The organism is Acetoanaerobium noterae (genome assembly GCF_900168025.1).
GTDB lineage: Bacteria > Bacillota > Clostridia > Peptostreptococcales > Filifactoraceae > Acetoanaerobium > Acetoanaerobium noterae.
The window spans coordinates 496,268-517,590 of sequence record NZ_FUYN01000001.1; the positions used below are offsets into that span (position 1 = coordinate 496,268).

A 21,323-nucleotide genomic window follows, 5' to 3' on the forward strand; every position below is an offset into this window, starting at 1 on the left:
GGTCATTTTATAGTATTCCGATTTTTACTAATCAGAATTAAATTCTAGTATTGCATTTCAGCCATTCTTTTGTATCCAGCATATCTTTCTTTTGCTTCTTCTTCAGCTTTATCAAATAACTCTTCAGCTATTTCAGGGAAAGTAGCTTTTAAAGAAGTATAACGGATTTGCTTGTCAATAAATTCTCTAAAGCTTGCAGTTGGCTCTTTTGAGTCAAGAGTAAATGGATTCTTACCTTGCTCCTTAAGCTCTGGGTTGAATCTGTATAAATGCCAGTATCCAGCCTCTACAGCTTGTTGAGTATTAGCCTGAGTTCTTCCCATACCTTCTCTTAATCCGTGAGCCACACATGGAGCGTAAGCAATAATTAGAGATGGTCCATCGTATTTCTCAGCTTCGATAAGAGCTTTCATAAGCTGATTCTTATCAGAACCCATACCAACTTGAGCTACATATACATAACCGTAAGTTGCAGCAATCATACCAAGGTCTTTCTTCTTAACTTTTTTACCTGAAGCAGCAAATTTAGCAACTGCAGCTGTAGGTGTAGATTTAGAAGACTGTCCACCAGTATTTGAGTAAACCTCTGTATCCATTACAAGAACATTTACATTTTCTCCTGATGCAAGAACGTGATCTAGTCCACCGTATCCGATGTCATAAGCCCAACCGTCTCCACCGAATATCCATACTGATTTTTTCACTAGGAAGTCAGCTTTTTCTTGGATTTCATCTCCTAATTTCTTAGCATCTCCAGTTAAAGTAAGAATTGCTTCTTTAACTTTTAATGTAGCTTCTTTACTAGCATCTGCATCTTCCATAGAAGTCATCCACTCTTCGAAAGCAGCTTTAGCTTCAGCAGGAATATCCATCTCTACTAGCTCAGTCATTATATTTTTAAGTCTTTCTCTCATTGTTTTAACTGCTATTGCCATACCGTATCCATACTCAGCATTATCTTCAAATAATGAGTTAGCCCAAGCTGGTCCTTTGCCTTGTGCATTCTTAGTATATGGTGTAGATGGAGCTGATCCACCCCAGATTGAAGAACAACCTGTAGCATTTGCAATTATCATTCTATCTCCAAATAATTGAGTAACTAGCTTAGCATATGGAGTCTCTCCACAACCAGCACAAGCTCCTGAGAACTCAAGAAGTGGTTGAGCAAACTGGCTTCCTTTGATAGAATTTTTAGCCATTAAGTTTTCTTTGTAAGATACACTTGAATGAGCATAATCAAATCTTCTAATTTCAGCTGTTTGAGTTTCGATAGGCTTCATAATAAGAGCCTTCTCACCTTTTTTACCTGGACAGATATCTGCACAGTTTCCACAGCCTGTACAATCAAGAGGAGTAACCTGAATTCTATATCCAAGTCCTTCAAAGCCTTTACCCATTGCTGGAAGTGTTTCGAAGCCTTCAGGTGCACCCGCTTTTTCTTTGTCATCTACTAAGAAAGGTCTAATAGCAGCATGAGGACATACGAATGAACACTGGTTACATTGGATACAATTTTCTGCTTGCCACTCAGGAACATTAACAGCTATACCACGTTTTTCGAAAGCTGCTGATCCATGAGGCATATGTCCATCTTCAGCTCCAACAAATGCTGATACTGGAAGATCATCTCCAGCTTGTGCATTAACTGGTCTAAGGATATTCTTGATGAAATCTGGCTCATCTTCATTTTTAGTGATGATTGACTCTGCAGTAACGCTAGCCCAAGCAGCAGGTACTTCTACCTTATGAAGCGCCTCAGCTCCTTTATCAACAGCTGCATAGTTCATATCAAGAATTTTTTGACCTTTTTTACCGTAAGCTTTGTCAATAGACTCTTTTAGATATTTTTCAGCATCTGCCATAGGAATAACATCAGCAAGCTTAAAGAATGCTGACTGCATAATCATATTTATTCTATTTCCAAGTCCAATCTCAACTGCTATATCAGTAGCATTGATTGTGTAGAATTTGATTTCATTTTCAGCTATATATTTTTTCATTGATGAAGGAAGATGCTCTTCTAATTCAGCATCTGACCATTTGCAGTTAAGTACAAATGTTCCGCCCTTTTTAAGTCCTTTTAGAAGCTCATATTGAGTAACATAAGCTTGGTTGTGACAGGCAACAAAATCAGCCTCATCAATAAGGTAAGTTGATCTAATTGGTGTTTTACCAAATCTTAAGTGAGAGATTGTAACTCCACCTGATTTTTTAGAGTCATATGAGAAATATCCTTGAGCATACATATCAGTATGGTCTCCGATAATCTTAATTGCAGACTTGTTAGCTCCTACTGTTCCGTCTGAACCAAGTCCCCAGAACTTACATCTTACAGTTCCTTCTGGTGCGATTCTTAAGAATTCATCATTTGGAAGTGATAGGTTTGTAACATCGTCTTCAATAGAAATAGTGAAGTTGTTCTTTGGAGCATCAGCTTTAAGATTTTTGTATACTGCTAGAAGATGAGTTGGAGTAGTATCTTTTGATCCAAGTCCATATCTTCCACCTACGATAACTGGAGCATTTTCTTTTCCGTAGAATAAGTTTCTAACGTCAAGATATAGAGGCTCTCCCATTGCTCCTGGCTCTTTTGTACGATCAAGAACAGCAATTTTCTTAACTGTTACAGGTAGTACATCAAAGAAGTATTTCTCTACAAAAGGTCTGTAAAGACGAACTTTAATTAAACCAACTTTTTCGCCTCTTGCAATTAATGCATCTACAGTTTCTTCTAAAGCTTCAGTAACAGATCCCATAGCTATAACTATATTTTCTGCATCTGGTGCTCCATAGTAGTTAAATGGTTTATAATCTCTTCCTGTGATTTTAGATATTTCTTTCATATAATCATTAACAACGCCAGGAACTTCATCATAGAATTTGTTTGATGCTTCTCTAGCTTGGAAGAAGATATCTGGGTTTTGAGCAGTTCCTTTTGTATATGGATGCTCTGGGTTTAATGATCTTTTTCTAAAGTCAGCAACAGCTTCTTTATCAACTAATCTATCAAACTCAGCATAATCGATTAGCTCAACTTTTTGAATCTCATGAGAAGTTCTGAATCCATCAAAGAAGTGTACAAAAGGTACTCTTGATTTGATAGCACTAAGGTGAGCAATTCCGCCTAAATCAATGACTTCCTGAACTGAACCAGATGCTAAGAATGCAAATCCAGTTTGTCTAGCTGCCATAACGTCTGAATGATCTCCAAATATTGAAAGCGCGTGGCTTGCTACTGCTCTAGCAGTTACATGAAGTACTCCTGGAAGTAATTCACCAGCAATTTTGTACATATTAGGAATCATTAATAGTAATCCTTGAGAAGCTGTGTATGTAGTTGTTAATGCTCCAGCTGATAATGAACCGTGTACAGCTCCTGCTGCTCCACCTTCAGATTGTAATTCAACTACCTTAACCTCTTGTCCAAAGATATTCTTTTGACCATTAGCTGCCCACTCATCTGTTAATTCTGCCATTGGAGATGATGGGGTAATAGGATAGATAGCAGCAACTTCTGTAAATGCATAAGATACATAAGCAGCAGCGGTGTTTCCATCCATGGTTTTCATAATTTTAGCCATTGATTTGTTCCTCCTTGTTATTTGAAATTTGAGTAATTAGTTAAAAACTCTTAAGTACAATGTATACACAAAAACCTAGTATGTGTATTTGTACTTTAGATAAATAAGAAATTGAAACTATATATAAAACGATAAAATCGTTTTAAACAAATTAATAGCCTGAAGACTGGGATTTTGAAGCTGTCACAATAGCGATAGAAGCACTTGCACCTATTCTAGTTGCCCCGCTTTCAATCATAGTAACTGCATCCTCATAGGTTCTTACTCCTCCTGATGCTTTTACTCCCATTTCAGTACCAACAGTTTTTCTCATAAGAGCAATATCTTCCTTTGTTGCTCCACCAGTAGAAAATCCAGTAGATGTCTTTACAAAGTCAGCTCCTGCATCTTTAGCTAGCTTGCATGCTCTTTCTTTTTCTTCATCTGTTAAAAGACAAGTTTCAATGATTACCTTAACTAGTGCTTTCTTGTCAGCCGCATCAACCACAGCCTTTATATCCTTAAGCACTTGCTCATCTTTTTTGTCTTTTAATTTAGAAATATTAATCACCATATCTACTTCTGCTGCTCCCTTTTGAATAGCATCCCTTGTTTCGAAAGCCTTCGTTTCTGGAGTGCTAGCTCCTAAAGGAAATCCTATAACTGTGCATACAGCTACATTACTTTCACTTAGCTCTTTTGCCGCTATCTCGACAAATCCAGGATTTATGCACACTGAAAAAAAGTCATACTCTTTTGCTTCATTGCAAAGCTTAATAACTTCGTTTTCCGTTGCATCAGCTTTTAAAAGTGTGTGATCAATATATCTAGAAAGATTTTTCATTTATGTTTTGCCTCCAAATTATCCAATCTTAATAAGTTCTACTAAATCTCCATTTGCTACTCCTGCAGCATTTCCCTCTTCAAGGTCTACGTGCATTTCAAGTGCGTAGCTTGGATTTGCTCTTACAAGTACGTTCTTGAATACAACTGCTCTTTCTCCACCAGTTTCAACATCTACAATATCCATATCCTTTACGCCGAATTTTTCAGCATCTTCCATATTCATATGTATATGTCTAGAAGCAACAATTATTCCTTTTTCTAGCTCAACTTCTCCAGCTGGTCCTACAAGCTTTGCACCAGGGCTGTTATCTATATCTCCAGAGTCTCTTACAGGAGCCTTTACTCCAAGTGCTCTAGCATCAGCAAGTGATACCTCTACTTGAGTTTGCTTTCTAGCTGGTCCAAGTACTCTAACTCCTTTTAGTGTTCCTTTTGGTCCTACTAAATCAACCTTTTCCTCACAAGCATATTGTCCTGGCTGAGATAAATCTTTAGATGGAGTAAGTTCATAACCGCTTCCAAATAGAATTTCTATGTGCTCTTGGCTTAAATGAAGATGTCTATTAGATAGTGCTATTGGTAATTTCATCAAATGCCCTCCTATAATATATAATTAGAATAAACCTATCAGCTTAATTATACTGTATATGGTTATAGTAAATCAAATCTTATTTATTTTATTTTGCTACAAGTTAGAATTATCAATAAAATAATTTTTTAACACATAGATGCTTTCATATTTTTTATAAGTTCCTCAATTTCATTTTCATAGTTTTTCAAAAAATCTTCTCTATCCCACACTGGAGAATTATCAATATCAGAAATTTGAAGATGATTTAAAAGCTTGGTGTTTATACATCTAAAATAAAACTCCATTATGGTTTTATTCCCTACAAATTGTGTCTCGTAGGGTTTTGCTCCACCAAGAGAAACAAGTAATCCAAATCTTTTTTTGTACCTGTCTATAGACGGCTCATTAAGAATATATTTGCTTGCATAAAAAGCCTGAGTTCTATCTACAAAAGCTTTTAATTTTGCTGGCACCCCATCAAAAAAAACCGGAGACAAGACTATAGTCCCACAAGATTTGTTAATCTTTTCATAAAGTGGTGTCATGTCATCCTTCATAAAGCACTTTCCTGTTTTATCACAGTATCCGCAAGCAATACAAGGCTCAAAGTCCAAAGTTCTAAGGTTAATATATGTAGGCTGTATGCCATGTCTATTTAAAATTTTAAGCGCTTCATCAGCCAAATATGAAGTGTTTCCTGATTTTCTAGGGCTTGCATTTATTATCATGATATCCATATTAATCACACTCTTTCATCTCACGCTTTACAATAACTAGCATAACATCGTCTTCCATATATTGAGTTCCTGTAAACCTATGCATTTCATCAGAAATCATATCGCATATTTCTTCACCAGTTTTATCTGAATTAGTAATTAAAAACTCAGCTAATCCTTCTGTTCCATACTCTAATTCATCAATATTTCCTGCCTCAATTATTCCATCAGTATAAAGTGCTATCATCTCTACATCCGAGATGTCATATGTATGCTGTTCATACTCAGCATCTTCCATAACCCCTAAAGGTATTCCTTCGTCTGTCTGCATAGCTGAATATTTCAAGTTTCCTGCTTCATCTCTAAAAAATGACAGTGGAAACAAATGTCCAGCATTTGAAGATATTGCTATGTTCTTATCAAAATCTAGATACATTATTCTAGCTGTTATAAATAAATTAAGTGCATCTAAATCATTATACAATATGCGATTCATTCTATTTAATATATTGCTTGGAGTCAGTTCCTCTGATAATAGTGTTTTAAGTACACCCTTCATCATAGCAACAAAATAGTTTGATAAGATGCCATGACCCATGACATCTGCAATGAACACTATCGCTCTGCTATCATCCATCCTAACTAATTTACAAAAATCTCCTCCAATTTATCTAGAGGGACTGTAATAGTAATCAATAGCTACGCATCCATCTAATCTCATGTGCTTATCGCTCATTATAAGCTCTTGTTGCTTACCTACAATCTCTAGGTCTCTTTCCATAAGCTTATTGTCAAAAATTCTTCTGCTATTAATATACATAATTAATGACAAAACTATTTGCGAAGCATAAATTGCTAGAATTTTTAAGTCGTCATTGTAGTATTTTTTGCTATTAATAGCAATTAGATGTCCAATTACTGCGTTTTCTTTTTTTAGAGGTTCAAAAATCAGCGACGTTATTCCCATGTCTACGATATGCTTTGGTAAATCTTTTTTGCTGAATAGCTTAACATCTCTTTGTTTATTTTCTTCATTAAAAACAAATTCGACTATATGAGAAAAATCCTCTATTTTTCCAAACTTAGCCATGGTATTGACTCTTATGTCATGGTCCTCTACTACAATAAGAGAGGCTTCACTATTGGTAAGCTTACATACTTGCTCGCTTATCATTGTAAAGAACGAATCTATTCCTTTGTTTTTATAAAGCTCATCAGTTGCTTTCGCTATAGAAGCTATAGCTTCTCTCAGCTTCTTTACAATTCTATCTATGTCTCCGTTATAGCGTGTAATTTCCATTGATAGTCCAAGCAAAAGTGCTACTGAATCAATAAAATCTACATCGGTTGATGAGAGCTCTTCACCCTCCTCTAAAAAACAAGTCATAAAGCCTACAACTGAGTTGCTCGATATAAGAGGAAACACAGCCCTTCCTATATAGCCTTCCTTATTCGCAATCTCAAGCTCTCCAGAGGCTCTTGGATCATCACTTAGCCTTTTAATATATATAGGTTTTTTAGTTTCTATTGCTTCTTTAATATATGGTGGATATATATCTATATGTATCTTAGGTCCTTGAGGCGTTTGGTCTTTTTCAAATAGCTTCGGTATATATTCTAAAGTATCTTTGCATACTAAATATGCATATTTATATTCGTACCTGTCGAATATATTTACGCAAGCTTTCTTTGGAGATATAACGTTTAGCATCTTATCTACAACTTTATCCTTGATACTATAAAAGCTTTTGGAAGATGTAACTAACTGCGAAATTTCTACTATGGTATTTAATTTTATACTTAAGTCATTTTCCCCCAAAATCTCTCCTCCTATCGATTCAGACATGGTAGCTCGAATTAAAATTGTCTCTTAGTCAACGCTTCTCCAGTGTAAGTTTGACACCCCTAAATAAAATAGTATGCTTAGAGCTGCAAAAATCATCCCAATATAAACAGTAAAACTCATAAAAAATCTTTCTGGCATTAAATTTATTATGATGCTCTCTGATGGATATAAAATCCAGTAATCATTATTAAAAAATATATGATGAAACTTTACAAATGCAGCGCTAAAATTCTTGCTTATAATCGTTGCCACGACAACAATTATCCCTATTACGCCTATATAACTAATTCGATATTTTTTTACAAAATCCTCTTCTCTAGATAATCTAGAAATTAGATAAGCTATAATAATAATATTAAATAGCCTAACAATTTTTCCAAGGTCAAAGAGGAATTTTACATCAATCATATGCACATGCTCTCTGTCTTTAAAAAACCCTCTTTGATTCATATCATTTATAATATCAGCTAAATACAATATAATATCGTCAGTAACCTGAGCTACTGGATAATCCTTCACATAAGCTACATCATATACTTTATTTGATTTATACTGACCTTCATATAGAGGTTTGAGCACGGATACTATTTCTATAGATGTAAATAAAAGTACAAAAATAATAGATAAAACTAAAACAATATAGTTTAATGTCTTCATGAATATCTCTTTTCATTATTTATAAAATTTTTCTATAGCTCTAATTAAAAATAAAAAACTCTTTCCAATAAATGAAAATTTGCTAATGTTCCCAAGAAATCTTGCTTTATTCACAATAAAAAATATTATTTTTTAATTAAATCTCAAATCTTCAAACAGTTTTAAATTTCTATATGTATATCTAAAGTTTTTTGTTTATCAATTGTTAGCTAACTCTATTTTATATCAATTGTTTAATTGTAACAATTATTGTTTTATTATTATTAAAATAATTTAAATTTATATCTATTGCAGAAAAAATTTTATTAATCTTCAACCGCTGCTATGTAAGGCAGATTTCTATACTGCTCTTTACAGTCTATTCCATATCCAACTATAAATTTATCTTCTATGCTGAATCCTACATAATCCGCTAAAACATCGCATTTTCTTCTTTGAGGTTTATCTAAAAGTGTACATATTTTAAGTGATTTTACATGTCTTGCCGCTAAGTATTCTCTTAAATAATTAAGAGTAAGTCCTGTATCTATAATATCCTCTACAATAAGCACATTCATCCCAGTTATATCCATATCTAAATCCTTTATTATTCTAACTATTCCAGAGCTTTCAGTAGACATTCCATAGCTTGATACCGCCATAAAATCAAGTGTTACAGGAAGATTTATTTCCCTGATTAAATCTGATACAAAAACGCAAGCTCCTTTTAGCACTCCTATAACAAAAAGTTCTTGACCTTCATAATCTTTTTCAATTTTGCTTGCTATTTCCTTTACCTTTAATTCAATTTCTTCCTTTGATATCATAACCTTTGAAACATTCATTATTAAAACCTCCAAAATTAGTATACTACTCTAATAAATAATTTAATTATAAGATAAAATATTGAAATTATAACTATTTCAATAACAAAGATTATCTATAATTCTCACTCAGCTTGACTTATCCATAAAAAAAGCTCTGTCACGTAGCATTATATTCTGCACGTGCAGAGCTTTGTAAATTAATTCTAGCACACATTAATATTTAATTTAAAGAGGTAATATTATATTTAACACTTTTATAATTTTTCTTTTCCCATTTCTTCAAAATTCATCAGTATAATTTCACTTTCTAAATACCTTGCAAAAGTATAGATAGTATCAGAAAGTCTGTTTACAAATTTAATTAAATCTGGGCTAATCTCTTCTTCATGAGCTAAATCAAGAATTCTTCTCTCAGCTCTTCTACATACCGTTCTAGCTACATGTAAAGCAGCAGAAGCATGAGAAGTACCTGGAACTATAAAGGCATCTACTTTGTCTATTTTCTTTAAATATTCATCTATCCATCCCTCTAGGGAAGTTACATGTTCAAGAGTTATTCTGTTTTTAAAATTTTCTCCATTTGTAGTTGCAAGTTCTCCTGCTACAAAAAAAAGTTTCTTTTGAATTTTGAATATCTTTTCACTTACATCCTTATCTTCAATAAAATTTCTAGCAAATCCCAGATGAGAGTTTAGCTCATCAATAGTACCATAGGATTCTACTCTAATAGAATTTTTCTTTACTCTAGTACCGTCATATAGTGATGTTTCACCTTTATCTCCAGTTTTCGTATAAATTTTCATTTTCCAGCCTCCTAAGCTATATTATTTTTCCAAATATGAAGTATAATAAGATTTATATTATATATATCCAAAATATTCTTTTTAAAAATAAATTATTTGGAGGTTATATCATGTCAAAAGTCGAACATGGTGCTAATCTATTTGAGCTTGCATCGAAATATGGTTTTAATATAGATGAAATTATGGATTTCAGTTCAAATATCAATCCTTTTGGCGCTAGTCCAAAAGCACTTAGCGAGATTTCAAAAAAACCGAACCTAGTTTCTATTTACCCAGATCCTTCGTATACTGAATTAAAGCAAGCTATTAGCACTTATACTCATGCAGCAGAAGACAATATTCTGCTTGGCAGTGGAGCTACAGGTCTAATTTCAGGCTTTATAAAATATGTACATCCTCAAAATTCTATGATTTTATCACCTGCCTACTCAGAATATAAAAGAGAGCTAACAAAAATAAGCTCAAATATTTTCGAGCTTTTTTTATCTGAAAGCAATGAGTTTAAGCCCGATATAGCTTCAATAATAGATTATGCAAATTCAAATAAATGTGACCTAATAGTTATTTGTAACCCAAATAACCCTACTGGAAGCATCTTAACTTCTGAGGAAATAAAACAAATACTTCAAAATACAGATGCTTACATTTTAGTTGATGAAACCTATATTGAATTTACAGACCAAAGCATCTACTCTAGCAGTGTTTTAGTCGATGAATTTTCAAAGCTATTTGTCATAAGAGGTACAAGCAAATTCTTCTCTACTCCTGGCATAAGGCTTGGATACGCATTATCGAGTGATTCCAATATAAAATCCTATCTTCAGAGTGATATGAATTTGTGGAGTATAAATATATTTGCAGATAGAATGGGACAGCTTATGTTCTTAGATGAGCAATATCAAGCTGAAACCTTTGAGCTTATTGAGGCTGAAAGAAGCTTTATTTTTAATGAGTTATCTAAAATAAACCAGCTAAAGGTATACCCTTCTAAAGGGAACTTCATTCTATCAAAAATTTTAAATCCAAAGCTAACAGCTTACGAGTTATATCAGGCTCTGCTTCCTTATAAAATAATAATAAGAAATTGTTCTAATTTTCCTGGATTAGACGATAGCTATTTTAGAGTTTGTGTACTTAAACCAGAGGAAAACAAGCTTCTTATAGAAAAACTTAATGATATATTTTCAAAATAAATTTAAGGAGACTTTAAAATGCATGATTATTTTAAGCAAATAAAACACCATTTTAAGAACTTCGAGACAAATATAATAGACCATGACAGTGCATTAGAATCATCAGTTTTGATTCCACTTCTCAATATCGATGATACCGTATATGTACTTTTTCAGGTCAGATCAAAGAATATATCTGCTCAGCCGGGAGAAATCTCCTTTCCTGGAGGAAAAAAAGAACTCTCTGACATTAATTTTATGCAAACAGCTATAAGAGAAACCTGTGAAGAGCTAGGTATAGAAGCTGGGGACATAGAAATAATTGCAGAAATGAATACCTTTGTTGCTCCATTTAATATAATAATTCATCCTTATCTTGGGATAATCAAGGATTTTTCGAAAATTAATATAAATGAAGATGAAGTCGACCACATTTTTTTAGTTCCATTATCTTATTTTTTTGAAACAAAACCTGATATTTATAATTCTAAAGTGTCCATTATTCCAGATGAAGATTTTCCCTTTAATTTACTCACTAAGGGTGAAAACTATGATTTTAAAACTGGAAATTATAAAATATTTTTTTACAATTACAACGGTTACATAATCTGGGGTATAACAGCAAAAATTATGAATGATTTTATAAAGCAATGTAGCAGATTAGATTGTAGCTTAGATACAGCAGCTAAAGGAGGAATTTGATATTGGAAAAACGTAGCTATCTTCCAGAGATTGCAGCAACTTTAATGGCAACTATTTTCGGTATGAGCTTTATGTTTTCAAAATTAGCACTTGCAAATCATACACCCATAGAGCTAATTGCTCATCGTTTTTTACTAGCCTTTCTTATTATGAGCATACTGGTACTTTTTAAGGTTATAAAAATCGACCTAAAGGGAAAAAATATGAAAAATTTATTTTTGTTAAGCTTTGCTCAGCCAATCTTGTATTTTATTTTTGAAAGCTATGGCATAAAGTATTCCGCATCCTCTCAGGCTGGGATTATGATTGCCCTTATTCCAGTGTGCGTAGCTATTCTAGGAACTATATTTCTGGGAGAAAAAAATACTAAGCAGGAAATTTTCTTCATACTTTTATCTGTAGCTGGTGTTGTATATATAGCTTACGGAAAACAGGTTGATGAAAGCTCAAGTCCTATAGGCATTATCTTACTTTTAGGAGCTGTAATTTCGTCTTCTGTTTATAGCATTATTTCAAGAAAAATCTCTGGGGAATTTACCTCATCAGAGAGAACATATTCTATGATGCTATATGGAGCTTTAGTGTTTAATGCTATAAACCTAGCTACACACATAAATAACGGTAATCTAAATCAATATTTTACTCCATGGTCAGATCCAGCATTTGTTACAGCTTTGCTATATCTCGGAATAGTATCTTCGATAATCGCTTTTTTCCTATCCAACTATAGCCTCACGTATCTAGAAGCATCAAAAGCATCAGTTTTTGCAAACTTAGCAACTGTTGTCTCTATAATAATGGGTACAGTTTTTCTAAAGGAAAGCTTCTCAATTAACCAAATAATTGGTTCACTCATGATATTAGTAGGCGTATTCGGAACTCAGTACACTAATATAATGCAAACAAAAAACAGGACCGCGTAGTCCTGTTTTTTGTTTGCTATTTAATTTCCGATAGTGGTTTTTCCTCTATAAGCTTTGCTTTTACTATTAATCTTTGTTTATTCGAATACATTGGATGGCATGTTATAAGTGTAATTGTAGGCACATCCAAATCTGGTTCTAGAACGTGAATATCAGTTGGCTTTACAATCAAAATGTCATATACCTCATATTTTTGCTGAGTTGTCTTTGTCTTTATATAAACTTCATCTAGCAGTCCAAGCTCTCCTAGCCTATTAAAAAATCTTGAAAAGGTATGGCTTCTATGACCTGCAAATGCAGCATTCCCAATTTGTCCTGGCATAGGCGTTTCTTTCATATGTCCTATTGCCTGAAGCAAAACCTTTTCAGTAGTTCCTTCCATTAACGGGAGCGTTAGTTCAATCCTCGGGATATGGATTATCCCTATAACAGAGCCTATATCGATTTTGCTATTGTCATTTGAGTTTATATCTACAATTACAAACTCGCCTTCTTTTAAAGGCTCTCCCTCATCGGTGGAGGAAACAGTCTGAAAGGTCTCTTCAAAATCCCTTATCATCTCATCTTGTTTATTTTTATTGTAGATATTTCCTCCAATAGGAATCAAAATCAAAATAAGGCCTAATATTATCAGTATCAAGGATATCTTCTTTTTCATAGTAAACGCTCCTCGTATAGTAAATACTACAGAAATCATCTGCTAAGCAATCACTTTTTATTAACTAAATTATACCATAGCTTAGTCAGTTATTTTAAATATTCCTGCTCATATCCATACATAAAAGCTTTTTTATTTAGCTCTACAAATTTAGCAGGTAGATATTGTTCAAAGGTTTTAAACCAAGTTTCAACAGAAATATCCATATATCTAGCAGCAATTCCTAAAAGCAATATATTTGCTATTGCTGGATTTCCCATTTTTGCTCCTGTTGCAGTAGCATCAAGAGATATCACCTCAGATTTTTGCTTCATATTTTCTAGCACATCCTCAGGATATTCTTTATCTCCTTGCTGAACTAAAGTCGGAGCTATTTCATACTCATTTATGATAGCTATAGAGTCTTTTTGCTTTAGCATATGCTTCCATCTTTTAGATTCTAGCTTTTCAAAAGCAATGAGTATATCTGCATCTCCTGGAGCTATATTTGGAGAGTGAATTTTTTCACCCATCTTAACACTTCCCCATATAGTACCACCTCTTTGAGATAAACCAATTACGTCATTTGTTTTGACATCAAGTCCTGATAAAAAAGCAGCTTGTGATATTATTTGAGTAGTTAGAACAAGCCCTTGTCCGCCTACTCCAGCTAAGATTAAATTTTTATTTTTCATGGCTACCTCCTTGCTCTACTTCGCTTCTTTTTATTGCATTTACTGGACAAACCTGAGCACAAATAGAACATCCTACGCATTGATTTTTGTCTATAGATGACTTGAGTTTTTCAATTCCCTCATATTTTTTCATTCTAAGTGGAGGGCAATTAGTTTTTATACAAGTTTTACATCCTATACAAATATTAGGGTCCACATAAAAATGAGGCTCTTTGATTTTAAATTTAAGTGCGCAAGGTCTAGATGTAATAACTATAGAAATTCCAGGTCTTTTTATGGCTGCATTAATAACTTCCTTGGCCTTAGGATAATCAAACTGATCTATTCTTTGAATATCATCATAGCCCATAGTTTTTAAAAGCTCATCTATACTTATATCTTGCCCTACATTATCTCTATGCTTTGAACTTGCTGTAGGCTGTCCACCAGTCATAGCAGTTGTTCCGTTATCAAGCACTAGCATAGTTATATTTTCATCACCTTTAAGCTGGTATCTAAGATTTGCAAAGCCTGTAAGTCCACTATGAAAGAAAGTTCCATCACCTATAACTCCAACTACAGGTCTTTCATCTCCTATTTTATCCATGGCAAGCCTCATACCTTTAATCATTCCAAGAGAAGCTCCCATGCTTATGTTGGTTTTTAAAACTTCAAAAGGATATAAAATACCCATGGAATAACATCCAATATCCCCTACTACTAAAGCCTTAGCTTTTTTAAGTATGTCAAATACTGGTCTGTGTGGACATCCAGAGCAGAAAAGTGGGCCTCTAGAAATTGTTTCTTCCACCTTAGCTACCTCATATTTCGTTTCATTAATAAGCCCAGCATCTTTAAGTCCTTTTTCAATTACATCTATATTCAATTCACCTGTAAATGAGAACCATTTTTTACCTTCACAAGATATGCCTTCAATTTTTAATTCATTCTCTATAAAAGGCATCATTTCTTCAATAATCACTATACGAGCATATTTTTTTGAAAGCTCTTTTATTTTATCCATAGGTAAAGGATAAACCATACCAAGCTTAAGCACGCTAAGCTTATCTGTTACTTCCATCAGGTTTTCATAAGCCAACCCTGAGGTAATAATAAGTACATCGTCACTTACATGGTTTAATTTGTTAACGTTTGCCTCATTTGCCCATTTTGATAGCTTTTCAATTCTTTCTTGCATATTAAATTGAGCTTTAAAGGTATATGGAGGTAGCATACAGTATTTTGCAGGATCTTCTTCAAATTTGTTGCTTGGAACTTCTTTTCTTTCCTCTAGCTCAACAACGCTTCTGCTGTGACAGAGTCTACTAGTAATTCTAAGCATCATAGGCAAATTATATTCTTCACTTAACTCAAAAGCTAACTTTGTATAGTCTTTCGCTTCTTGAGAATTACTCGGATCTAAAATAGCCATATTAGCAAATTTTCCAAGTATACGGTTATCTTGCTCATTTTGAGAACTAGCCATTCCTGGGTCATCCCCAGTAACTAATAAAAATCCTCCATTTAAATGAGTTTGAGTAAAAGTCATAAGTGGATCCATTGCGATATTTACACCTACGTGCTTCATGGACACCATACTTCTCACTCCACCCATAGAGCTTCCTATAGCGACTTCTAGAGCCACCTTCTCATTAGTAGAAAACTCCGCATAAATTTCAGGAAATTCTCTAACATGCTCTAGCAATTCCACCGTCGGGGAACCTGGGTAGCTTGCTGCGACTTTTCCACCCGCTTCATAAAACCCTCTTGCTATAGCAGCATTACCTGACATAACCTGTTTTTCAATTGGCATTTTTATCACTCCTGTTCTTAAGCTTTATCTATTAACCTACATAAAGAAATTACCCCATTAGGAATATTATTAACCATATTGTTTTAATATGTTCATAAAATAAATATTTCGTGGCTGTTTTCAAAATCGTATTGAGGGTAAATAAATGAGGTAATAGTGTTTTATAATATTATATTTTTGAATGGAGGCTAAAACTATGAAAAATGCAACAGAAATTCTAAAATATGCAATGAATATGGAAAGAAAGGCTCAAGAATTTTATAACTTCTACAAAGACAAGGTTTCTAGCAAAAAAATCAAGGAACTCTTTGAAGGCTTAGCATCAATGGAAGAAGAGCACTACAGCATTTTAGAAAGACAGCTAGACTCCCTTGAGAAAAATAACAGCTTTACTGAAATCAACTTAAATGAAGCTGATGGAGAAAGTATCATTCAAAATAAAACTAAAGATTTAGAGCATGTTGATTTTGAATATGATTTATCTGATTTACCAATACTTAGAATGGCTTATGCTATGGAAAATGACTTTGCTACTTTCTATGAAAAAGCATTAGAGCAAACTGAAGATGAGCAAGCAAAATATTTATTAAGCACTCTTGCCAAATGGGAAAGAGAGCACAGAGATTCCTTTGAAGAGGAAGTTAAAAATGCTATGCAATCTACTTGGTTTTCACAAAGCTTCTATCCATTTTAACGAAAAACTCCTAGTCATTCGACTAGGAGTTTGTTAGTTTTTGTTTGATTGCAAAAATTGCTGCTTGAGTTCTATCTTGAAGATCTAGCTTTCTAAGAATACTTGAAACATGGTTTTTAACAGTTTTTTCACTGATTACTAAATGATCTGAAATATCTTTGTTACTCATACCTTCAGCTATCAGAAGAAGAACTTCGTACTCTCTTCTCGTAAGTGAGTCTACCCCTGATTTTATGTTTCTACTTACTCTTTGTCTGTTGATTTCTTTAAACAGCTCTCCTGCAAGATTAGGATGAATATAGCTTCCTCCATTATAAACAGCCTCAATAGCCTTTACAAGTGAATCCGTTTCAGCATCTTTAAGCATATATCCATTTGCCCCTAGGTTCAAAGTCTCAATTAAATACTCTCTAGTGTCGTATACTGTAAGCATTATTATCTTAGTTTCAAAATCCATCTGCTTCATTTTCTTAAGGGTTTCTATACCGTTCATATTTGGCATATTAATATCTAAGAGTACAATATCTACTGGGTTTTGCTCTATATAATCCAAAGCCTCATATCCGTCTGCCGCTTTAAAAACTACTTCGAAGTTGTCTTCCATCTCAAGAATTTTTGTCAAACCCTCTCTCATTAAGGCGTGATCATCAACTATCATAATTTTTATTTTATTCATTTGGCTCCTCCTCATTAGGTATACTAAACATAATTTTAGTCCCTTTTCCTACTACAGATTTTATTGTTATTGAACCATGAGCTATTTCTGCTCTTTCTTTCATAGAAGAAAGCCCAAAAGACTTATCTTTGGCTTCCATAAGGCTGTCGGCATCAAAGCCTTTTCCATCGTCAGAAACACTGCCATTTATAGAGTCCTGTCTAACGTCCATACGTATAACGACATTTTTCGCTCCAGAATGCTTTATTATATTATTTAGAGATTCTTGGACAATCCTATATACGATTAGCTTGTTTAAGGAATTGAATATTGGATAATCAGAAATTTTCTTTATCTCAATTGCAATATTCTTTTCATAACTCATATCCGCAGCCATACGCTCAATCGTAGGAATAAGACCAACCTCATCTAAAGATATAGGTCTCAAATCGTACATTATACCTCTGATTTCTTTTAAAACTGCTCTAAGCTGTGTTTTGATGTCCTTTAGTTCATCCTCTATATGTATATTGCCTCTTTTTAAAAGCTTCTCAACAATCTCTGTTTTTATCACCAAAGACGCAATATTTTGAGCCGGACCATCGTGAATATCTCTTGCAATTCTCCTTCTTTCCTCTTCTTGAGCCTTGATAATCTTCATTCCGATTTGAGTTTTATCCTCTAAATTACTTATTGTTTTTCCTAAATCCACTAAATCTGATACCAGAAAATCCATTACAGATTTCATTTTAGACATTAGACTTTCAGCTTGCTCTACTATTTCATAATTTTTTTTAAGTCTGATTTCTAGCTGATTACGCTCTCTAATAAGATTTTGTTCCTCTTCTCTTTTTAAAAGAAGCTGAACTTGCTTATCTTTAGCTTCATTATAAGCTTTTCTAATATCACTCTCAGAATATTCTCCTATATTTTTGCTTACTAAAAAAAGTTTTTGCCTGCTTTCCTTTTCTTCCTTAGTAAGCTTCTCTGCCTCTTTTATTACAACTAGAACCTTTGCTTTAAATTTTTCTATTTCTTGAAGAATTAATTCGCATTCCTTTAAAACGTTTTCAGAAATATTGAATATCTCTTCCTGTCCACTTTGAATAGATAAAATGACATCATTTATTACTTTGTCCAAACTCTTAGGAGAAAACCCTGACTCATTCATAACCTTCTAGCCCCTTAAATTATTATAAATATAATATACAGTTTTTTCTACAAATTGCTATATAGAATTTAGCTAAATTGCAAAAAAAGAGCATATAGCCCTTTATTTTTACATGTCTAGTAGTTCTTTTTTCTCAGTTTCATTTAGAACTTGTACTAAGTCTAATATTATAACCATTCTTTCTTCTAGCTTTCCTATACCTTCAATATATTTTTTATCCTCGCCTGCAATAATAGCTGGAGTTTCTTGAATTTGACTATCGTCCATTGTTATAACTTGAGAAGCATCATCAACCATAAATCCAACAAGCTTATCCTCAAGATTAAGAACCAAAACTCTATGAGCTACATTAGCTGTTTCCTCAGGCTTTGAAAATCTCTTTTTAAGGTTTATAATAGGAGTAATTTCTCCTCTAAGATTTATTATACCTTCCACAAAGTGAGGAGTATTAGGAACCTTAGTCACCTCAACGAATTCAGTCACTTCTTTTACTCTCATAATATCAATGCCATATTCCTCTTCGTCAAGTTTAAAAACTACATATTTTCTTTCAGCCATCCTAAGCCCTCCTTAATTTTTTTGAATTTTAATACTATCTAGCTGTTGTCTTAGATTATTCTTAAATCTATTTACGTATTCTTGCCTTAAATTTTTCTGCTCTTGCTTTTCTATGTCATTCAAACCTTCTTGCTTAGATTTCTTTGAAAGAAAGTTTATTCTTTTTACCAATTCTTCTTCCGACATGGTTCACCTCTTACTCATTAATTTGGAATTTTATACTTCATTTTATTTTTTTCATCACTTAAGAACTCTATTATACCATTTTTAAGCGTATTTAAATTGTTTTCTATGTCATTTTCTTGCATATGTGCAATACTTATTCGAAATTCATTTTCAGCTTTAATATTATAATAAAATAAGGGTCCCTCAAGAATCTTAACTCCTTTTGACTCCAAGAAAGTTTTTAAGTCAATTGAGCTATAGTCCTTTGGAAGTGCTGCAAAGAAATTCACACCTCCTGAAGCCTTTCTAAAAGTTAATATATCAGAAAAATTACTATCTATATACTTCTTCGCAATTTTAAATCTAGATTCATAAACCTTTTTTATGATATCCAAATGATTTCTCCACCCGAAAAAAGTCATGTAATAATATAGTGAAAGCTGAGTAAAGCTCGATGTAGATATATCCATAGAATATTTTATTCTACTTATTATATTTCTAACGTGAATAGGCATTTCCATAAAACCTATTCTAAGCCCTGGCATCAGTATTTTTGAAAAACTCTTAATATATATTACCCTGTTTTCTTCGTCATAAGCTCTAAGAGGTTTTATTTTAGTATTATTAAAATCAAAATCACTCATATAATCATCTTCTATTATCATAAAGTCAAACTGCTTAGCAAGATTCAGTATCTCTTTTTTCTTTTTTTCGCTATAGCATACACCTGTAGGGTTTTGATAATTGGGCATGGTGTATAATATCGAAGGTTTAATTTTTTCCAGCTTCATTTTTAGAATGCCTATATCAATTCCATCGTCAAGTACAGGAATCCCTACGACCTTTACTCCATGCTCTTTGAATACATCAATTGCTCCTGGATAACTAGGCTCTTCAATAAACACGACATCCCCATAATTAAGTATAGAATTTACAATTATATTTATTCCTTGCTGGGCTCCAGATATAATCTGTATCCTATCTGGCCCACTTTCTATAGATAAACTCTTCATATAATCACAAAGGCTCATCCTAAGTGGCTCATATCCTAAGCCTTCGTGATAATCAAATAAAGTCTCCCCTTCTTTTTCAATAGCAATAGCCACAGCCTCTTTAAATTTATCGACCGGAAACATATTAGCTTGAGGATTTGCAAGATCAAATCTAACAGCTTTTAACACTTCCTTTGAGGTAGAAGCTTGAGGATAAATATAAGATCCGCTGCCTTCTTTTTTATATATATATTTCTCTTTTTCAAGCAAATCATAAGCTTTTACGGATGTAGATATATTAATGTTTAAAAAAGCACTCATTTCTCTTAGAGGCGGAAGCTTCTCAGAAGCTTCTATCTTACTATTCTCTATCAGATTTTTAATATGCTTATAAAGCTGGATATACTTTGGTCCATTTTCCTTTTTAAAATCAATTCTAAATTTTTCCATAGCTACCTCTTTATATATCCATAGTATTTTTCTTAACTAATATAGCTTACATTATATGATAAATAAAAAAAATAATCAAAAATTGCTAAGTTAGTCATAAATTATCTCTATCATAAAATAAATTCAGTACGAAATTAAAAAAGCCTGCCATCATTTTACGAGGCAAGCTTAAATAGTATGATTATTAACCTTCTTGAATATATTCTCTTTCAAACATATCGCATTTATTAGTAGTGCATCTTTCATTTATGCAATGAATGCAAGTAATAAATCCGCACTTTCTTTGCGAAGCAAATCCTTTAATTTCTTTTTTATCAGTTGTTTTACCTACTTTGTTTTGCATTGTCATGCTATGCACCTCCATAATAAAATAATCTGTTTGCAATTTTATAATCCTATAATATCATTTGCATTTATATCTGTCAATGCATAATCTAACATTCATAAAATCATTTTTGTGTTTTTAAAAACATTTTCCTGAAATATCCATTCGTGTTTTTATCTTTATTTTTCAACATTTTTGAGATTTTTTGCATGTTTTTTTGCAATAATTAAATACGAAGTTATGAAAATTTCATTTTTAAAATTGCATTTTGCAGGATTTTTTGACATAAAAAATACTCCAAATCTCAATTATGGTTCTAGTTGAGTATGGAGTATATCTAAAACTAATTTTTAAAAGTATGAATACAAAACCCAGGATGCCGTCATTGCCCAAATTCAATACCCGAGATCAACCCAGGTGGGTACTTTGTTGTTAATTTCAGAAGTCCTTCTTCAGGCATTTCTTCCACTACCAAACTATAAAGTTCCCGTATAAAATATGTCGGTTGAATTTAAAGCTGATAAACGAACACCCCAGGTTCTATATATATTATTATACTACAAATTACGTTTGTGTTAAATACAAAT

The 21,323-nt window shown here is 33.0% G+C and carries 22 protein-coding genes and 1 other RNA gene; 4 read left to right on the forward strand and 19 right to left on the reverse strand.

The window, feature by feature from the left end:
* Positions 1-44: 44 nt before the first annotated feature.
* The 9 genes from nifJ to B5X47_RS02585 all read right to left on the reverse strand — a co-directional run bounded on the left by nifJ (position 45) and on the right by B5X47_RS02585 (position 9,805).
* A complete protein-coding gene (gene nifJ, locus B5X47_RS02545; RefSeq protein WP_079588643.1) occupies positions 45-3,581 on the reverse strand; it encodes a pyruvate:ferredoxin (flavodoxin) oxidoreductase in 3,537 nt (1,178 codons plus the stop codon).
* Positions 3,582-3,732: 151 nt separating this feature from the next.
* Entirely contained in the window at positions 3,733-4,404 is a 672-nt protein-coding gene (deoC, locus tag B5X47_RS02550) for a deoxyribose-phosphate aldolase (RefSeq protein ID WP_079588644.1), read from the reverse strand.
* Positions 4,405-4,422: 18 nt separating this feature from the next.
* On the reverse strand, positions 4,423-4,995 hold the full coding sequence (pduL, locus tag B5X47_RS02555) for a phosphate propanoyltransferase (protein WP_079588645.1): 573 nt from the start codon (positions 4,993-4,995) through the stop codon (positions 4,423-4,425).
* A gap of 128 nt (positions 4,996-5,123) precedes the next feature.
* Positions 5,124-5,714 (reverse strand): flavodoxin family protein, encoded by a 591-nt coding sequence (locus B5X47_RS02560; RefSeq protein ID WP_079588646.1) that lies wholly within the window; start codon positions 5,712-5,714, stop codon positions 5,124-5,126.
* A 1-nt stretch (position 5,715) separates the two neighbouring features.
* Positions 5,716-6,330 (reverse strand): PP2C family protein-serine/threonine phosphatase, encoded by a 615-nt coding sequence (locus tag B5X47_RS02565; RefSeq protein ID WP_079588647.1) that lies wholly within the window; start codon positions 6,328-6,330, stop codon positions 5,716-5,718.
* 30 nt (positions 6,331-6,360) lie between these two features.
* Positions 6,361-7,512, reverse strand: coding sequence for a GAF domain-containing protein (locus tag B5X47_RS02570; RefSeq protein WP_079588648.1), 1,152 nt, complete (start codon positions 7,510-7,512; stop codon positions 6,361-6,363).
* Positions 7,513-7,563: 51 nt separating this feature from the next.
* Complete coding sequence (locus tag B5X47_RS02575; RefSeq protein ID WP_079588649.1) at positions 7,564-8,196, reverse strand: TIGR01906 family membrane protein; 633 nt, start codon at positions 8,194-8,196, stop codon at positions 7,564-7,566.
* 305 nt (positions 8,197-8,501) lie between these two features.
* Positions 8,502-9,020 (reverse strand): hypoxanthine phosphoribosyltransferase, encoded by a 519-nt coding sequence (gene hpt / locus B5X47_RS02580; RefSeq protein ID WP_013362131.1) that lies wholly within the window; start codon positions 9,018-9,020, stop codon positions 8,502-8,504.
* Between the two features lie 236 nt (positions 9,021-9,256).
* A complete protein-coding gene (locus B5X47_RS02585; RefSeq protein WP_079588650.1) occupies positions 9,257-9,805 on the reverse strand; it encodes a cob(I)yrinic acid a,c-diamide adenosyltransferase in 549 nt (182 codons plus the stop codon).
* Positions 9,806-9,915: 110 nt separating this feature from the next.
* On the opposite strand from B5X47_RS02585, the gene B5X47_RS02590 reads away from it, so the two are divergent.
* The 3 genes from B5X47_RS02590 to B5X47_RS02600 are packed head-to-tail and all read left to right on the forward strand — an operon-like array spanning position 9,916 to position 12,602.
* Positions 9,916-10,998, forward strand: a complete 1,083-nt coding sequence (locus B5X47_RS02590; RefSeq protein WP_079588651.1) for a pyridoxal phosphate-dependent aminotransferase — start codon at positions 9,916-9,918, stop codon at positions 10,996-10,998.
* Between the two features lie 18 nt (positions 10,999-11,016).
* Positions 11,017-11,679, forward strand: a complete 663-nt coding sequence (locus B5X47_RS02595) for an NUDIX hydrolase (protein WP_079588652.1) — start codon at positions 11,017-11,019, stop codon at positions 11,677-11,679.
* A gap of 2 nt (positions 11,680-11,681) precedes the next feature.
* Positions 11,682-12,602: a DMT family transporter gene (locus tag B5X47_RS02600; RefSeq protein ID WP_079588653.1), complete on the forward strand. Its 921-nt coding sequence runs from the start codon at positions 11,682-11,684 to the stop codon at positions 12,600-12,602.
* 16 nt (positions 12,603-12,618) lie between these two features.
* Here B5X47_RS02600 and B5X47_RS02605 read toward each other — a convergent pair whose 3' ends face one another.
* The 3 genes from B5X47_RS02605 to B5X47_RS02615 all read right to left on the reverse strand — a co-directional run bounded on the left by B5X47_RS02605 (position 12,619) and on the right by B5X47_RS02615 (position 15,726).
* Positions 12,619-13,260 carry a class D sortase gene (locus B5X47_RS02605; RefSeq protein ID WP_159446374.1) on the reverse strand — a complete coding sequence of 214 codons (642 nt, stop codon included), beginning with the start codon at positions 13,258-13,260 and terminating at the stop codon, positions 12,619-12,621.
* Positions 13,261-13,349: 89 nt separating this feature from the next.
* Complete coding sequence (locus B5X47_RS02610; protein ID WP_079588655.1) at positions 13,350-13,934, reverse strand: indolepyruvate oxidoreductase subunit beta; 585 nt, start codon at positions 13,932-13,934, stop codon at positions 13,350-13,352.
* Positions 13,924-15,726 (reverse strand): thiamine pyrophosphate-dependent enzyme, encoded by a 1,803-nt coding sequence (locus B5X47_RS02615; protein WP_079588656.1) that lies wholly within the window; start codon positions 15,724-15,726, stop codon positions 13,924-13,926. The genes B5X47_RS02610 and B5X47_RS02615 overlap by 11 nt, the downstream gene beginning before the upstream one ends.
* A 196-nt stretch (positions 15,727-15,922) precedes the next feature.
* Here B5X47_RS02615 and B5X47_RS02620 point away from each other — a divergent pair, with 196 nt between their 5' ends.
* Complete coding sequence (locus B5X47_RS02620) at positions 15,923-16,420, forward strand: ferritin family protein (RefSeq protein WP_200805067.1); 498 nt, start codon at positions 15,923-15,925, stop codon at positions 16,418-16,420.
* A 22-nt stretch (positions 16,421-16,442) separates the two neighbouring features.
* Here B5X47_RS02620 and B5X47_RS02625 read toward each other — a convergent pair whose 3' ends face one another.
* The 7 genes from B5X47_RS02625 to ssrS form a co-directional block, all read right to left on the reverse strand.
* Complete coding sequence (locus B5X47_RS02625) at positions 16,443-17,096, reverse strand: response regulator (RefSeq protein ID WP_079588658.1); 654 nt, start codon at positions 17,094-17,096, stop codon at positions 16,443-16,445.
* Entirely contained in the window at positions 17,089-18,246 is a 1,158-nt protein-coding gene (locus tag B5X47_RS02630) for a sensor histidine kinase (protein ID WP_079588659.1), read from the reverse strand. Before B5X47_RS02630 ends, B5X47_RS02625 begins: the two co-directional genes overlap by 8 nt.
* 108 nt (positions 18,247-18,354) lie before the next feature.
* Positions 18,355-18,804, reverse strand: coding sequence for a chemotaxis protein CheW (locus B5X47_RS02635; protein ID WP_079588660.1), 450 nt, complete (start codon positions 18,802-18,804; stop codon positions 18,355-18,357).
* 12 nt (positions 18,805-18,816) lie between these two features.
* Complete coding sequence (locus B5X47_RS02640; RefSeq protein WP_013362143.1) at positions 18,817-18,990, reverse strand: DUF896 domain-containing protein; 174 nt, start codon at positions 18,988-18,990, stop codon at positions 18,817-18,819.
* 17 nt (positions 18,991-19,007) lie between these two features.
* Positions 19,008-20,411 carry a MocR-like pyridoxine biosynthesis transcription factor PdxR gene (pdxR, locus tag B5X47_RS02645; protein WP_079588661.1) on the reverse strand — a complete coding sequence of 468 codons (1,404 nt, stop codon included), beginning with the start codon at positions 20,409-20,411 and terminating at the stop codon, positions 19,008-19,010.
* 184 nt (positions 20,412-20,595) lie between these two features.
* Positions 20,596-20,760 carry a hypothetical protein gene (locus tag B5X47_RS13755; protein ID WP_159446375.1) on the reverse strand — a complete coding sequence of 55 codons (165 nt, stop codon included), beginning with the start codon at positions 20,758-20,760 and terminating at the stop codon, positions 20,596-20,598.
* A gap of 340 nt (positions 20,761-21,100) precedes the next feature.
* A non-coding RNA gene (gene ssrS, locus B5X47_RS02650) (6S RNA) lies at positions 21,101-21,279 on the reverse strand.
* Positions 21,280-21,323 lie beyond the last annotated feature (44 nt).

Bases quoted from the DNA above. Each gene is read 5' to 3' on its own strand.
- B5X47_RS02585 (WP_079588650.1), bottom strand. From the start codon at position 9,805: ATGAAAATTTATACGAAAACTGGAGATAAAGGTGAAACATCACTATAT.
- B5X47_RS02575 (WP_079588649.1), bottom strand. From the start codon at position 8,196: ATGAAGACATTAAACTATATTGTTTTAGTTTTATCTATTATTTTTGTA.
- B5X47_RS02615 (WP_079588656.1), bottom strand. From the start codon at position 15,726: ATGCCAATTGAAAAACAGGTTATGTCAGGTAATGCTGCTATAGCAAGA.
- hpt (WP_013362131.1), bottom strand. From the start codon at position 9,020: ATGAATGTTTCAAAGGTTATGATATCAAAGGAAGAAATTGAATTAAAG.
- B5X47_RS02605 (WP_159446374.1), bottom strand. From the start codon at position 13,260: ATGAAAAAGAAGATATCCTTGATACTGATAATATTAGGCCTTATTTTG.
- B5X47_RS02630 (WP_079588659.1), bottom strand. From the start codon at position 18,246: ATGAATGAGTCAGGGTTTTCTCCTAAGAGTTTGGACAAAGTAATAAAT.
- B5X47_RS02640 (WP_013362143.1), bottom strand. From the start codon at position 18,990: ATGTCGGAAGAAGAATTGGTAAAAAGAATAAACTTTCTTTCAAAGAAA.
- B5X47_RS02565 (WP_079588647.1), bottom strand. From the start codon at position 6,330: ATGGATGATAGCAGAGCGATAGTGTTCATTGCAGATGTCATGGGTCAT.
- B5X47_RS02590 (WP_079588651.1), top strand. From the start codon at position 9,916: ATGTCAAAAGTCGAACATGGTGCTAATCTATTTGAGCTTGCATCGAAA.
- B5X47_RS02610 (WP_079588655.1), bottom strand. From the start codon at position 13,934: ATGAAAAATAAAAATTTAATCTTAGCTGGAGTAGGCGGACAAGGGCTT.
- pdxR (WP_079588661.1), bottom strand. From the start codon at position 20,411: ATGGAAAAATTTAGAATTGATTTTAAAAAGGAAAATGGACCAAAGTAT.
- B5X47_RS13755 (WP_159446375.1), bottom strand. From the start codon at position 20,760: ATGACAATGCAAAACAAAGTAGGTAAAACAACTGATAAAAAAGAAATT.
- B5X47_RS02625 (WP_079588658.1), bottom strand. From the start codon at position 17,096: ATGAATAAAATAAAAATTATGATAGTTGATGATCACGCCTTAATGAGA.
- pduL (WP_079588645.1), bottom strand. From the start codon at position 4,995: ATGAAATTACCAATAGCACTATCTAATAGACATCTTCATTTAAGCCAA.
- B5X47_RS02560 (WP_079588646.1), bottom strand. From the start codon at position 5,714: ATGGATATCATGATAATAAATGCAAGCCCTAGAAAATCAGGAAACACT.
- B5X47_RS02595 (WP_079588652.1), top strand. From the start codon at position 11,017: ATGCATGATTATTTTAAGCAAATAAAACACCATTTTAAGAACTTCGAG.
- nifJ (WP_079588643.1), bottom strand. From the start codon at position 3,581: ATGGCTAAAATTATGAAAACCATGGATGGAAACACCGCTGCTGCTTAT.
- B5X47_RS02620 (WP_200805067.1), top strand. From the start codon at position 15,923: ATGAAAAATGCAACAGAAATTCTAAAATATGCAATGAATATGGAAAGA.
- deoC (WP_079588644.1), bottom strand. From the start codon at position 4,404: ATGAAAAATCTTTCTAGATATATTGATCACACACTTTTAAAAGCTGAT.
- B5X47_RS02635 (WP_079588660.1), bottom strand. From the start codon at position 18,804: ATGGCTGAAAGAAAATATGTAGTTTTTAAACTTGACGAAGAGGAATAT.